We start from the raw sequence: 13,641 nt of genomic DNA, 5'->3' as shown, positions 1-13,641 counted from the left end.
GGGTTCGGAAACCGACCCCGTGACCCCCATCGTCCGACTCTTCCAGAATAAACTCCAACTCAAGTCACTAGGACGGCGGCGGCAGGACGTCCTTCACGACGATCCGGCCGAGTTCGCGGCCGTCGAAGACGACGGGGACCGAGGCATCGTCGGCGAACGCCTCGACGCGCGAATAGATGCTGCGGGCCCCTTGGCTCATGGGGTCGGCGTGGACGGTGACCGTGCGGGCGTCGAGGTCGACGATCCAGTAGGTCGGCGCGCCGCCTTCCGCGTAAAGCGACAGCTTGTCGTGGTAGTCGGCCCGCTTCGTGCTCTGGCAGACTTCGACGAGCAACACGGCCTCCGAGGTCGACGGGGGCCGGGGACGGAAGTCTTCGAGGCGCCCCCGGACGACGGCGATATCCGGCTCGGGCATCGATCGCTGATCGTGCGACATCGACTTCTCCTCGCGGACGGTGAATTCCTCCTCGGGGAACATTCGGCCGAGCCGCCTGGCCATCATCGCCACGGTGAAGTTGTGAGGCTCGTATTTGGTCATGCGGTAGAGCTTCCCACGGACCAGCTCGACGTCGGTCGAGTCGGGGATGACGCCGGTCTCGATCATTCGCTCAAGCTGCTTGATGGTGAATCGGTACGGCCGCCTGCAAGCGTCGGTCGTCGTGGGAGTCTTGGTCGCCATGTCAGATGCTCCCGATCAAGACAAGGATTCGGCCGCCAGCGCGGGCGACTTGGGCGCGGCGGCGGTCCGGCCGCGGGCGTCCTTGGAAAGCTTGTATTCGAAGGAGTCGACGAGCGCCAGCCAGCTCGCCTCGATGACGTTCTCGGAGACGCCGATCGTGCCCCAAACGGCGTCCTGGTCGGTGCTCTCGATGACGACCCGCACCCGCGCGGCGGTTCCCGCCCGGGCGTTGATGACGCGGACCTTGTAATCGACCAGGTGCATGTCGCGGAGGCCGGGGTAGTGGTGTTCGAGGGCCTTGCGAAGCGCGCCGTCGAGAGCGTTGACCGGGCCGTCCCCCTCGCTGACGGTGTGCTCGAACACGTCGCCGACCTGAAGTTTGATCGTCGCCTCGGTCATCGACGCGCGTCCGTACTGGCCCGCCACGCCGACGTGGAACCCGCGCAGGTCGAACCGCTTGTCGTGGCGGCCGGCCAGACGCTCGACGAGCAGCACGAACGACGCCTCGGCCGCCTCGAACTGGTAGCCCTCGTTCTCCAGCTCCTGGACCCGATCGAGCACCCGGGAGAGCAGGTCCTGATCCTGGTCGAGCCCGAACTCGGTCAGCTTCTCGGCGATGTTCGATTTGCCGGAAAGCTCGCTGACGAGAATCCGCCGCTCGTTGCCGACGGTCGACGGCTCGATGTGCTCGTAGCTTGAGGCGATCTTGCGGACGCCGTGAACGTGCATCCCCCCCTTGTGGGCGAACGCGCTCGCGCCGACGAACGCCTGGCCGGGCCGGAAGTTCATGTTGGCCGTCTCGTACACGTAGCGCGAGACCTCAGTGAGCCGGACGAGCTTGCCGGGGGCGAGGACCTCGAAATCCGGATACTTGAGCGACAGGTTGCCGATCACGCTGCACAGGTCGGCGTTCCCGCAGCGCTCGCCCAGGCCGTTGATCGTCCCCTGCACCTGACGGGCCCCCTGGCGGACCGCCGCCAGGGCGTTGGCCACGGCCAGCTCGCCATCGTTATGGGTGTGGATTCCCAGCGGGACGCGGATCTCGCGGGCGACCTGACTGACGGCCTCGGCGACTTCCTCGGGGAGCGAGCCGCCGTTGGTGTCGCAGAGGATGATCCACGAAGCGCCGGCCTCGGCGGCCTGTCGTAGGGTTTGCAACGAATAATCCGGATTGCGCCGGAAGCCGTCGAAGAAATGTTCGGCGTCGTAGATCACCTCGGAGACGCGAGACGCGCAGAAAGCGAGCGAATCGCCGATCATCCGGAGGTTCTCTTCGAGCGAAACGCCAAGGACCTCGCGGACGTGCAGGTCCCAGGTCTTGCCGACGACCGTCACGGCCGGCGTCCCGGCGGCGACAAGCGCCTTCATGCCGGTGTCGTCCTCGGCCGCGATGTCACGCCTGCGGGTCATTCCGAATGCAACGACTTTGGTGTGACCGAGCGGCAGGTCGCGGACAGCCTGGAAGTAGGCGGCGTCCTTGGGGTTGGAGAGCGGATATCCCCCTTCGACGTAATCGACCCCGAGCTCGTCGAGCCTCGACGTGATCAGCAGCTTGTCCTGAAGCGAGAAGTTCACCCCCTCGCCCTGGCTGCCGTCGCGCAACGTCGTGTCGTAGATCGCAATTCGAGTCATCGGGTTCATTGGCTTCGTTCGGCTCGTTTCGTCGTCGGTTTGGCGTTCACTGCCCCGGCACGGGATTCTACCAGAAATTCCAAGGGTTCTCGACACCCGGACCCAATGCCCCTCGGCGCGGTCCCCACCAACCCTGACGCCTCGCACGTCCGACCGCCGGGCGACCCGCTCCGAAATTGGGTTCATTTGCGATCCCGCGCAGCCTGGTTTCTCACTGAAACTCTTGATCTTTAAAGACTTTGCGTCCTATCGCAAACTGGCTCTGTTTGGCGACATTCGCGGCCCGACTTGATGGCGGCGGCCTGCGCAAGCCACGGTTTTCCGCCGTGTCGACATTGGGTTCGTTCGCCCCGATTCGCAGCCTGGTCCTCCGCCGTCGGTCTCCGGTCCAGCCCGTGAGGGATTGGGTTCGTTTGACTCCGGACGCCACCTGAATTCCACTCCAACTCCGGATTCCGCATCGTTTTTCCGATCCGACGAAATTGGCTTCGTTTGGCGAGAATTCGCGCGGCGCGGCCCATGACGACCTCGGCTCGCTATCGGGCGGCTTGTGTGCAGGCGCGCCGCGATCGCCGCCGGGGGCTCGGACGGTCTCGCTATAGGAGAGTATGCGTCGGATTGGACGCGACCGGCGAAACCGAGGAAGGGTTTTCGGAGACTTCGGTGGGAATTTCGAGGATGAGACAAGATTGGCGGTCCAGATCCGAATGGAGGAAGGGCCAGATCGAATTCCGAAGCATCTTTTCGCCCGGCGAGGTGATTCGAGACATGCCGTACATCTCCGAACTCGAACCGAGCGAGGCCGCCGGAGCGAAGTCGTCCACCACGGTCGCGTGGGATGTTCCCAAGGGGATCACTCCGGGGTTCAACCTGGCGCTGTTCGCCTATTCCACTCTCTGGGGCCTGTTCCAGTTTCTGTTCCTTTCGGAGAAGGCTCAGAACTTCCCCGTCGCGGGCCTGATTCTGAGTTCCGCACTGGATTTCGTGCGATTCACCGTCCTCATGCTGATCTCGGCCGGCTTCGTCCAGGCGTTCTGGCGGCGCCTGGTCGCGCAGATCGCGCCGGTTCGACCGATCGACTTCCAGGAAGCCCTGGCGATCGTCCTGATCATCTCGATCCTGTTCTGAAAGCGAGCGCGTGCCGCACGACGGCGTGCAAGACCGGCTCCTCGGGGAAGAAACACGGAGCCTTCGGGGGATTCGCCTCTTATACTGGCAGACGACCACTCCGCGAACCGAGGGAGGCCGTCGTGCCGCGAGTCCAGAAGATCGAGGATCTGATCGAATCCGCCGCCGCCGAGGCGCGGCGCGAGGAGTTCCCGGTTGACGAACCGGTGTATGAACGGGTGGAACGCGATCCCCGGAGGCCGATCCTGTTCGCCGGCTCGCTCGACGCGCCGGTTTGCATTCTTGCGCGCGATCTGGGACGCGACGAGGTCGCCGCCGGCCAGCCGTTGATCGGCGCGGGGGGCCGTCTGGTCCGCGCCGGGATCGTCGCCGCCTGGCCTTCTAAGGCGAACGCCGGAGAGCCGCCTCGGCTGGAAGACGCGTTGGATCATGCGCTTCTGACCAATACGGTGCCGTTCAAGCCTCCAGGAAACAAAGCCTACGCCGAGTCGGTCCGCGCGCGGTTCCGGCCGTTCGTCGTCTCGCTGCTGGCCGGCTTCTGGCGAGGGGGGCAGGTGATCACCCTGGGGACCGAGGCCTTCCGCTGGTTCGAGCCTTATGCGGAAGGGGGACGGTTCGACGAATCGGCGGGGACCGACGCCCGATTCGACGCGACGTTCGCATGCCGACTGCCGGTCTCGGCGACCGGGAAGGGCGATCCGCCGTTCAAAACGATCGTCGTGCGGCCGTTGCCCCATCCCTCGCCGCTCAACCGCCGGTGGTACTCGAAATTCCCGGGCATGCTTGCACGGCGGCTCGAAGAAGTGAAGCGTCAGGTCGCCGAATCGGCCGATCCGGCATAGATCGGCGGCAGATTTTTGAAGTCGGAAGCCATCCGCCGGATCGACGTATCTCCCTATTTTGCAAGGACTCCCTTCCACACCCGTTGCAGACCGCCTGGAGACGTGTTTATTCCGATTTGCTTAGGCTTGCGTAGACCCCTTGCGGGGGGTAGGTTACGTGAATGATCATTTTCGTTTTTCCCGTTATACGTCGGAGGTTCACGTGCGCAAGACACAGATGGTCACCGATCGCGAGCTTGAGATCATGAAGATCTTGTGGGCTCGGGGCCAGGCCAGCGTCCGGGACGTTCAGGAAGACCTGAACCGCGAGACGGGGCCCGTGGCCTACAGCACCGTTCAGACGCTCCTCAACATCATGGAGGAGAAGAAGGGCCTGGTGCGCCACGTCGTTGAAGGCCGGACGTTCATCTACCATCCGAAGAAGTCTTCGGAGCGAACGATCCGTGAGCTGACCCGCAAATTCGTCGACCGCGTGTTCGACGGAGCCCTCGACCGGGTGATGGTCGCGTTGCTCGACTCCAAGCCTCCCACGGCGGAAGATCTCGAGCGGCTGCGCGCCATGATCGACGAGGCGCAGAAGCAGTCGACGCTGCCGCCCGCCGAATCCGCCGCGGAGACGAGCGAAGCAGACGCTTGACATGACGAGTCACGAATCGTCGTCGTCAGCCCCGCCGAAACCAATAAGGGCCAGGAAAAACCGTCAGCCGCGACGGACCTTTTCCTGGCCCTTTCCACTTCTCGCGCATACCATTCCGAGCAACGGAGACTCGGCGGACCGCTCGCCGACTTAGACTCGCGCGGCGGACTGATTCCGGAAGACGCTCCATGTGGCCCGTGCTCGACCTCCTCAGCCGCACCTTGATCGACGCCGGGATCGCCAACGCGATCCTGCTGAGCCTGGTCGTCGTTCTCATGGTTTTCACCCGCCAGCCCTCGCGACGGATCATGCTGGCGCAGACGGGCTTCTATTCGGCCCTCCTGATGCTGCCGCTCGTGGTCTTCACGCCGCTGCCTCGGCTTTATCCCCTCGACTGGATGGTGCGGAACGGCGTGATGCCCCCCCAGATGCTGCCTCGATCGTCTCAGTTCGCCACCGACGACCTGCTGGGTCGTCGATTCCGGGCGCGACTCGACGACGTCGGCCACGGCACGCATTCCGACGCGGAGTGGCCGGCTGGCGAGCCGCTGATCCGGGCCCTGACGCTGGTCCATCTTGGGGGCGCGACGATCGGAATCGGTTGGTTCGGCCTGGGCCTCTGGGGCTTCCGCCGCCTGCTGCGACGATCGAACGAGCCCAGCGACGCGACGCGACGAATCTTCGATGAGTTGATCGCCGACCTCGGCCGGCCGCCGCCGTACCCGAAGCTTCGCGTCTCGGCCTGGCCGCGCGGCCCGGTGCTCGGCGGCCTTGTTCAGCCCTGCATCCTGATCCCCGAGCGGCTCGACGACGACGACGTCGATCCCAACTCGTTGCGGCTGATCTTGCTTCACGAGCTGGCGCACGCCGACCGCAGCGACGTCTGGTTCAGCGCCCTGGCCAGCGTATCGCAGGCGGTCTGGTTCTTCCTGCCGCATCTTTGGTGGCTCCGCTCGCAACTCCGGATCGACCAGGAATTCCTGGCCGACCGCAAAGCGGCCGGACCGATCGGCGATTCGACCGCCTATGCGCAATGGCTCGTCGGCCTCGCCTCGGTCCGTTCGGCCGGCGAGGCGTCGGCCAAGAAAACCCAGGACGCCGCCGGCGACCCGCAGTTTCCGTGGTGGAAGGGGGGGTTCAAGTCGCCGCTGTTGCAGCGCGTCGCCATGCTCCTCTACTGCCCGTTCCGGGTCGAGGACCACCCCCCGCCGTGGTTCTCGATCGTCATGCCCGCGCTCCTCATGGCCATCGCGATCGCCGTCTCGTGTTTCCGGCTGCTCGCCCCGCTCGACCCGTCCGCCCTGTTGCACCCGGCCCGGCCCAGCGACCCCCTGGTCTCGAGCTTGAACATCCCTCAATTCGTGCTCGTCCCGGGCCGGCCCCCCGCCGTCCTGCCTCTGGCTCTGCCTCCCTCGTTCCAGCTCACGGCCGATCTCCTCGCAACCTCCACCGCGCTGGCGCAGATCCGCCTGTCCGATCATCCCCTGACCGCACTCGGCGAATCCGGCCTGGACCCGTCGGCGCTCGATCCCAACGAGCCGCCGTCGTGGCATAGAATCTACATGTGCCGCAACCTCAACGGCTTGACCCTGCTCGTCGACGGCGTCCCCGTGCCCGTCGACGACCCGTACGACGAGGAACCGGACAGCCCGCAATGGCTCACGCTCGCGCCGCCTCGTGATACGACGGCCATCCTTCGCGATCTCGTCGTCACGTGGTGATCGAGCCGACTGCGCACCTCCGGACTGCCATTTCGACACGACTGCCCGATCGACAGCCGCCGAAAATCACGACTGCCACAAAGGCACTCGCGAGTTGGTCCTCCTACCGCTCCGCCCCTCGTCCCATGGCTCTCGATCGAGCAACGCAACTCGTTCGGATTAAATCGGTTAAAGGCGATGTCGCAGGCCCGCCTCAAGGCCCGTATTCCTTCTGGCACACGCTCTGCGTAATGGGTCTTTCGATTTCTCAACGGGACGCGAGCTTCCGGGAGGCGCGGCATGAATGGTCCGAACTGGCAAGAGGGTTGGAATCCTTTCCAAGAATTCCACCGCGAGATGGGCAGGCTGTTCGAGAGTCTCGATCCGTTTCAATCGGCGCGTCACATCCGGCAGTTTCCGGCGATCAACGTCTACCTCGCGGAAGAGGGCTACCTGCTCTCGGCCCAACTGCCCGGCCTGAGCGCCGACGAGGTGGAGCTGACGGTCACGTCCGAGACCCTGTCGCTGCGAGGCGAGCGGAAACGCCCCGAAGGGGTCAAGGACGACTCGTACCGTCGCCAGGAGCGCGTGATGGGCCGCTGGGCGCGAACCGTCACGTTGCCCGACCGGATCGACGAGAGTCGGGTCTCCGCGCATTTCGCCGACGGCGTTCTGACGGTGCGCCTGCCTAGGGCCGAAAGTGCGAAACCGCGACATATCGTGGTCTCCTCCCCGAGTTGACCTGACCTGAAGTGACCTGACGACTCAGCGCGCCAGCAGCGCCCGATTCCAGGAGTTCCGGCCATGAGCGTTCCGAATTCTTCGATCCGCGTCGCGGTGGGCTCGGCGTCGTCTCCGCCCGGCGGCCCGCCGCGGGCCGGCGACGACCAGGAAGCCCGTCCGGCGTTCACTCCCCCCATCGACATCCACGACGGTCCCGACGGATTGACGCTCGAAGCCGACCTTCCGGGGGCGACGGAGAGTAATCTCCACATCCAGCTCGAAGACAACGTCCTGAGCCTCTACGCGAAGATCGATTCGCCGGCCCCGGAATCCGCCCGGCTGATTCACCAGGAATACCCGGTGGGCGACTACCACCGCTCGTTCATCCTGAGCGACGAGGTCGACCGCGAGCGGATCACCGCCGAGTTGAAGAACGGCGTGCTCCGGATCTTCCTCCCCAAGGCCGACCGAGCCCGCGCCCGACGCATCGAAATCAAATCGTGATGAAAAAGAACGGCCGAGCCGGGGAGGCCCCTGGATCCATCCTTGGGCGGAGAGCGTAATATCGAGGTCGAGGGCGGCGAATAAGCTTCGATGCGGATGATGGATTGCGCGGTGATAGCCGAGAATCGATCGCTCACCATAGGACTGACCTCACGGAGGTCGGCTACCATTCCGGACAGTGGCCGGAATCCGTCCGCGCTCCTGTTTCGTATTGAGCACGCCACCCGAAACCCTGCGTGAGAGGCGAAACCCAACCAGGCGCCCAACAGCGAGGTTCCCATGACGAAGCCCGACATGAGCTGGTCGAATCAGTGGCGGCGCGAGCGGCGGATTCCGTTTGAACTGCTGCAAAACGAGTTCAGGCGGTTCGTCGAGGAATACCTTCAACCCGGACCGAGCCACGGACCGGGCGGCGAACCGGGTCCCAGCCCCGGACCGGGCGGTGAGCCGGGTCCCTTCGCCGGTCCAGGTGGCGAGCCGGGGCCCCACCGCGAGCCGACCGGCGGTCGTCCGTGGAGCCCGCCGGTGGACGTCTATGAGACTCCCGAGGAAATCGTGGTCGTCGTCGAGATCCCCGGCGTCGATGCGTCCCAGGTCGAGCTGTCGGTCGCCAACGGCCTGCTCATTATCCGGGGAACGAGAACCCCCGGAGCGCGTCCCGACGCCCACCTTCGGCTCCGCGAGCGCCGGTTCGGATCGTTCCTGCGCCAAGTCGCGATCTCCGGTGAGGTCGATTTCGACGCCGCCCAGGCGGAAACCGTCAACGGCGTCCTGACCATCCGCTTACCCCGACGACAGGTCTCGGCCCCCCGGACGATCCCGGTTCGGCCGGGTTGAGCCGCTCGAACGCAACTCGCGACGGCCGGCCGGAAAACCAAGGGTCGGTCCCCCTCGCTCCGCATGAGAATTGTGGTAAGTTGTAGACGTTGAAAGCTGTTTCCTACTCGTGCGGAGCCTTGCGATATGGAGACCGAGAAGGTCATCACGTACTCAGCGATCGGAGTCGCTGCGATCATCATCCTGATTTTCCTGCTCGATCTCGTCGTCGGAATCTTCGGGCAATACATCGCGATGGACGTGCTTTTCATCCTCGGCGGCGCGTTCCTGCTATGGCAGGGCGTCGAGACGATCCTCGAACTCCGATAGTAGCCGCCCCGCACCGGTCGGCGACGGCTAGAGCGGGGCCCGCCCGGCGGCGACTTGCCGGGTCATCGCTTCGATCAGGCCGTCCCAGGTGTAGGTCGAAGCCTCGGCGGCGACCGTCCAGCCGAGGTTCGCCGCGGCCTGGGTGGTGATCGGGCTGATCGAGGCGAGCTTGATCTCCCGGCCGATCTTCCGCCGCGCGGGCTCCGGCAAGAGCGCGTGCAGCCGCGCGGTGATCGCCGAACTGGAGAGCGTGATCCAGTCGATCGATCCGTCCATGATGCGGTCGATCAGGGAATCGGGAAGCTGGTCAGCGTCGGCGTTCTGGTAGACGGCCACCTGGTCGACATCCGCCAGCCGGCTCAGCTCGTCCTTGAGGATCGTCCGGCCGCGATCGGCCCGCGCGAGCAAGATCCGCGAGCCCGCCGCGACGCCCGCGAGCGACTCGGCCAGCGACTCCGAACGGAACGACGGCGGGATCAGGTCGGCGCGGAGGTGAAACCGGTCGAGCGCCTCGGCCGTGCTCGGCCCGATCGCCGCGAGCTTGACGCCCCCGAGCGCGCGGAGGTCCTTCCCACGCTCGAAAAGGCGTTCGAGAAAGCTGCGGACGCCGTTGACGGAGGTGAAGACGAGCCAGTCGTAGTCCCCGAGCCGGTCGATCGCCGCGTCGAGCGGTCCCGAGTCGGCGATCTGACGGATCTCGACCGTCGGCGCGACCACGACTTCCGCCCCCAGCGCTTCGAGCGCCGACGCCGACCGGGCCGCCTCGTCGCGAGGCCGCGTGACGACGATCCGCTGGCCGAACAGCGGCAACGACTCGAACCATTCCAGCTCCCCGCGACGGGCGACGACCTCGCCGACGACGAGGAGAGCAGGGGGTCGAACGTGGCGCTCGCGGGCCAGGCTGGTAATGCTCTCCAGCGTTCCCGCGACGACCCGCTGCGACGGCAGCGAGCCCGATTCGACGATCGCCGCGGGCGTGCCCGACGGTTTACCTTCGCGGATCAGGGTGCGGCAAATCGCGTCGAGATGGGTGACGCCCATGTAAACGACCAGCGTGCCGGGAAACCGGGCCAGGGCCGGCCAGTCGACTCCGGAACGACCCGCCGACGCCTCGGGGTCGCTGTGCCCGGTCACGAACGCGACCGCCGAGGCGGCCCCCCGGCAAGTGACCGGGATTCCGGCGTAGGCCGTCGCCCCGACCCCCGCCGTCACCCCCGGAACGATCTCGAACGGGATTCCGTGTCGCCGCAGAACGGCCGCTTCCTCCGACCCTCGCCCGAAGACCAGCGGATCGCCCCCCTTGAGCCGGACGACCACCTTCCCGGCCTGGGCGTGCTCGACGAGCGTCTGGTTGATCTCGTTCTGATCGAGCGTGCAGTGGCCGACCGACTTCCCCGCGCAGATCCGCAAGGCCGACGCCGGAGCCAGGTCGAGCAACCGCGCGCTGGCCAGATGGTCGAAAACGACCACCTCGGCCCGACCCAGCCGGTCGGCGCCTCGCAACGTCATCAACCCGGGATCACCCGGCCCCGCACCGATCAGATAGACGATTCCGCGCTCGCGACTCATGGCGTCTCTTCAAACACGTCGAAGGAAGGGGACTTGATTCCCTTCTCCCCTCGCGGGAGAAGGTGCCCCGAAGGGGCGGATGAGGGGGAGGTCGGAAGCTGTCGCGCCCCCCTCATCCGGCCGTTCCGGCCACCTTCTCCCGCGAGGGGAGAAGGGAGGCTCGCGACAGCCTATTCTGATTTTGCACGTCAGAGCAAGGCGAGCGGACCACGGGTCACGCCGTACTGGTTGGAAGCCTTGAGGTCGCGCCAGAGGGTTTTGCCGTCGCGCTCGCCGGCGATCGTCTCGCGGTAGAGGGCGACGGTTCGCTCGACGGCTTTGGGCGAATCGTCGAGGAACTCGATCCGCAGGCTGCCGACGCCCTGCGCGACCAGCCGGGGGAGGAACTCGGCGGCCGTCTGGGGGACAGCGTTGAACAGCGTGTTGCGACAGCCGACGTCGGCCTTGAGCGGGTGCTCCTTGCCCACGCGGTCGCGCAGCTTGACGTCGTGATGGTCGCACGGCCGCCCGCAGTTCGTGTGGTCGGTCCCCGGCGATAAAAACGCACAGTAGACGCAATGCTCCATGTGGAACATAGGAATCTGCTGATGGATCACCACTTCCAGCCAGTCGGTCGGGACGCCGGCGATCAGGTCGAAAAGCTGGTCGACGTTGAGGTCGTACGACGCCGTCACCCGCCGCGCGCCTCGGGCGTGGAACAGTTCGACCGTCAGCGGGTTGGCGGCGTTGAGCGAGAAATCGGCCACGAACGGGACGCCGTTCTCGGCGCAGTAATAAAGGCCCCCGGCGTTGCGGACGAGGACGCCGTCGGCCCCGACCTTGCCGAGATACTTGAACAGGTTCCGCTCGGCCGGCTTCTCGATCCGGGGCGTCGCCACGTACACGGTCGCGCCTCCCCGGTGGGCGGCGGCGACGGCGTCGGGGTATTCCTTGATGTTCTGATAGTCGGCGTAGATCGTGGTGACGCCCATCGCCACGGCGGCCTCGACCTGGTCGGTCCGACGGCAGAGCACCGCCAGTTGCGGCGAAGCAACGCCGCCGTCGGCTCGCTGGCGATCACGCTCGGCGCGGATCGGGGCCAGAAGCGTTGGCAGGACGGGCTCGGCGGCGATCGCGCGAGGCGGCGGTTGGGCCGACACCGAGTCGAGCCGGGCCGACAGGTCGCGGCGAAGCTGGTTGAGGATGCTCTTGGGGACCATCGGCGCGCCGACGATCTCGGTTTCGAGCGAGCGGAGCCGGTACGCGGTGCCGCCGAGCCGGCCGAGCTGCTCGCGGAGCAGGGCGTCGTCGGCCGCCTTCGACTGCGCCGGTTGCAACGGCGATTCGCTGCTCGCCGTCGCCGAGAAGCCCGTCGCCGTCCGCGCCTCGACGCGGAGCGGCTCGCCGACCGCCGCCCGAACGCTCATGTCGAGGTCGACCAGACGGGCCGAAGGGTCTTCGAACGTCCGGCGGATGCGGGCTGTCAGCTCGGGGTCGTCGGTCTTCCAGACCTGCTGGCCGCGTTTCAGCCGCGCGAGATCGATCGCGTCGCGGCCGAACCGCAGCTCGACGCGTCCCGGCGTTGAAGCCGAGTTTCCGCTCGCGGCGATCACCTCGTAAATCCGCCCGCCTTGCTCGGGGATTCCCGCCGCCTCGTCGCCGTCGAAGACGAGCCCGTCGCCGGGTTTGACGTGCGAGGCGACCGACATCCGAACGCCCGAGCGACCGACCGACTCGACCTCGCCGAGCAAGACCCCGCGCTTCTTGGCGTAATCGCCGCGAACCAGCACCTTGTGGTTCTCGCCGTCGAGGAAGCCGTGGCTGAACCCGCGCGAGAACGAGAGCTGCATCTCCTCGACCTCGCGAGGCGAAAACGCGACGGGCCGTCCCTCCCACGCCTCGTCGATCGCCTGGCGGTAGTGCCGGGTGATGTTGGCCACGTACTCGGGCGCCTTGAGCCGGCCTTCGATCTTCAGGCTGGCGACCCCCGCGCGGATCAGTCCGGGGATCAGGTCGTAGGCGGCGAGGTCTTGCGGGCTGAGGAGGAACTGCGTCTTCCCCAGGTCGACGTCCTGGCCGTCGCAAACGATCTCGTAGGGCATGCGGCAGGCCTGAGCGCACTCGCCGCGGTTGGCCGATCGGCCTCCGAGGGCCTCGCTGGTCAGGCACTGGCCGGAATAGGCCACGCAGAGCGCCCCGTGGACGAAGACCTCGACCGGCAGCGTCGACTCGGCGCGGACCCGCTCGACGTCCGCCAGCGAAAGCTCCCGCGCGAGGATCACGCGCGAGCAACCCAGCTCGGCCGCCAGCCGGACCCCTTCCTCGCTGGTGATCGACATCTGCGTCGACGCGTGGATTTCCAGGTCGGGCGTGACCGCGCGGATCAGCCGAGCCAGTCCCAGATCCTGGACGATGACGGCGTCGACCCCCGCCGAGGTCAGCTCGCGGACCGTTTCCTCGACGTCCGGAAGCTCGCGCGGAAAGATCAGCGTATTGAGCGCAACGTACCCCTTGACCCCGTAGCGGTGGAGGTAGGTCATCGTATCGGACAGATCAAGACCATCGAAATTCATCGCCCGAATCCGGGCGTTATGGCGCTTTAATCCAAAGTAGACGGCGTCGGCCCCGCTGGCCACCGCCGCGCGAACGCACTCCCGGTCGCCCGCCGGCGCGAGCAATTCGGGCTTCACCGCGACCGCCTCCCAGCTCGGGTCGTCGATCGCAAGTCTCGTCCGCACACTGGTTTCAACCTTCATCAACGCCCCATTCCCTACCGGATCACATGGTCCAGACCGTCGAGCTTAAACCATTATTACGCCGAAGGCCGATTCAACCAAGTGTCGCCGGTCGATGGACGGTCCGCACGACCCGGTGGACGCCGGCCCTGGCCCCGCGCGCAAAAGTGGCCTTGAGTTCGTGCAATAATTGTTTTACAATCCCCTCATCGACGCGTGGAAGAGCGGGCGAGCGACGCCCACGCTCTTGGTCTGAGCCTTTTGATCCGATAGATTGTAACGGTTCCACGTCGATTCGCCCCCCGCATATTCGGCGAGTCGACTCGTACGACGCTCTTACACAACGCGACACGACCTTCCTTGGCCG

At 66.1% G+C, this 13,641-nt stretch carries 12 protein-coding genes; 8 read left to right on the top strand and 4 right to left on the bottom strand.

Annotated elements, in window-relative coordinates; genetic code table 11:
* Positions 1 to 67: 67 nt before the first annotated feature.
* Together BSF38_RS04870 and cimA are read right to left on the bottom strand one after the other, a co-directional pair.
* A complete protein-coding gene (locus BSF38_RS04870) occupies positions 68 to 679 on the bottom strand; it encodes a Uma2 family endonuclease (RefSeq protein WP_076343713.1) in 612 nt (203 codons plus the stop codon).
* A gap of 15 nt (positions 680 to 694) precedes the next feature.
* Positions 695 to 2,311: a citramalate synthase gene (gene cimA / locus BSF38_RS04865; RefSeq protein WP_076350598.1), complete on the bottom strand. Its 1,617-nt coding sequence runs from the start codon at positions 2,309 to 2,311 to the stop codon at positions 695 to 697.
* Between the two features lie 768 nt (positions 2,312 to 3,079).
* Between cimA and BSF38_RS31880 the strand changes: the two genes are divergently transcribed.
* The 8 genes from BSF38_RS31880 to BSF38_RS04825 all read left to right on the top strand — a co-directional run bounded on the left by BSF38_RS31880 (position 3,080) and on the right by BSF38_RS04825 (position 8,991).
* Positions 3,080 to 3,439, top strand: a complete 360-nt coding sequence (locus tag BSF38_RS31880; protein WP_237170739.1) for a hypothetical protein — start codon at positions 3,080 to 3,082, stop codon at positions 3,437 to 3,439.
* Between the two features lie 122 nt (positions 3,440 to 3,561).
* Entirely contained in the window at positions 3,562 to 4,281 is a 720-nt protein-coding gene (locus BSF38_RS31875; protein WP_076343712.1) for a uracil-DNA glycosylase family protein, read from the top strand.
* 202 nt (positions 4,282 to 4,483) lie between these two features.
* Positions 4,484 to 4,918 (top strand): BlaI/MecI/CopY family transcriptional regulator, encoded by a 435-nt coding sequence (locus tag BSF38_RS04850; protein ID WP_237170738.1) that lies wholly within the window; start codon positions 4,484 to 4,486, stop codon positions 4,916 to 4,918.
* A 188-nt stretch (positions 4,919 to 5,106) separates the two neighbouring features.
* Positions 5,107 to 6,639 carry a M56 family metallopeptidase gene (locus BSF38_RS04845; protein WP_076343710.1) on the top strand — a complete coding sequence of 511 codons (1,533 nt, stop codon included), beginning with the start codon at positions 5,107 to 5,109 and terminating at the stop codon, positions 6,637 to 6,639.
* Between the two features lie 279 nt (positions 6,640 to 6,918).
* On the top strand, positions 6,919 to 7,359 hold the full coding sequence (locus BSF38_RS04840; RefSeq protein WP_076343709.1) for an Hsp20/alpha crystallin family protein: 441 nt from the start codon (positions 6,919 to 6,921) through the stop codon (positions 7,357 to 7,359).
* 63 nt (positions 7,360 to 7,422) lie between these two features.
* A complete protein-coding gene (locus tag BSF38_RS04835; RefSeq protein WP_076343708.1) occupies positions 7,423 to 7,845 on the top strand; it encodes an Hsp20/alpha crystallin family protein in 423 nt (140 codons plus the stop codon).
* Positions 7,846 to 8,124: 279 nt separating this feature from the next.
* Positions 8,125 to 8,682 (top strand): Hsp20/alpha crystallin family protein, encoded by a 558-nt coding sequence (locus BSF38_RS04830; protein WP_083712699.1) that lies wholly within the window; start codon positions 8,125 to 8,127, stop codon positions 8,680 to 8,682.
* A 126-nt stretch (positions 8,683 to 8,808) separates the two neighbouring features.
* Positions 8,809 to 8,991: a hypothetical protein gene (locus BSF38_RS04825; protein ID WP_076343707.1), complete on the top strand. Its 183-nt coding sequence runs from the start codon at positions 8,809 to 8,811 to the stop codon at positions 8,989 to 8,991.
* Between the two features lie 27 nt (positions 8,992 to 9,018).
* On the opposite strand, the gene cobA is transcribed toward BSF38_RS04825, so the two are convergent.
* Together cobA and BSF38_RS04815 are read right to left on the bottom strand one after the other, a co-directional pair.
* On the bottom strand, positions 9,019 to 10,560 hold the full coding sequence (cobA, locus tag BSF38_RS04820; RefSeq protein WP_076343706.1) for a uroporphyrinogen-III C-methyltransferase: 1,542 nt from the start codon (positions 10,558 to 10,560) through the stop codon (positions 9,019 to 9,021).
* A 188-nt stretch (positions 10,561 to 10,748) separates the two neighbouring features.
* The gene (locus BSF38_RS04815; RefSeq protein ID WP_083712698.1) at positions 10,749 to 13,295 is read right to left on the bottom strand and encodes a U32 family peptidase; all 2,547 of its coding nucleotides are present in this window, start codon (positions 13,293 to 13,295) and stop codon (positions 10,749 to 10,751) included.
* Positions 13,296 to 13,641: the final 346 nt, after the last annotated feature.

This window comes from Paludisphaera borealis, from assembly GCF_001956985.1.
GTDB lineage: Bacteria > Planctomycetota > Planctomycetia > Isosphaerales > Isosphaeraceae > Paludisphaera > Paludisphaera borealis.
The sequence above is the reverse complement of the archived record's forward strand: the minus strand, read 5'-3'. Positions and strand labels throughout refer to the sequence as shown.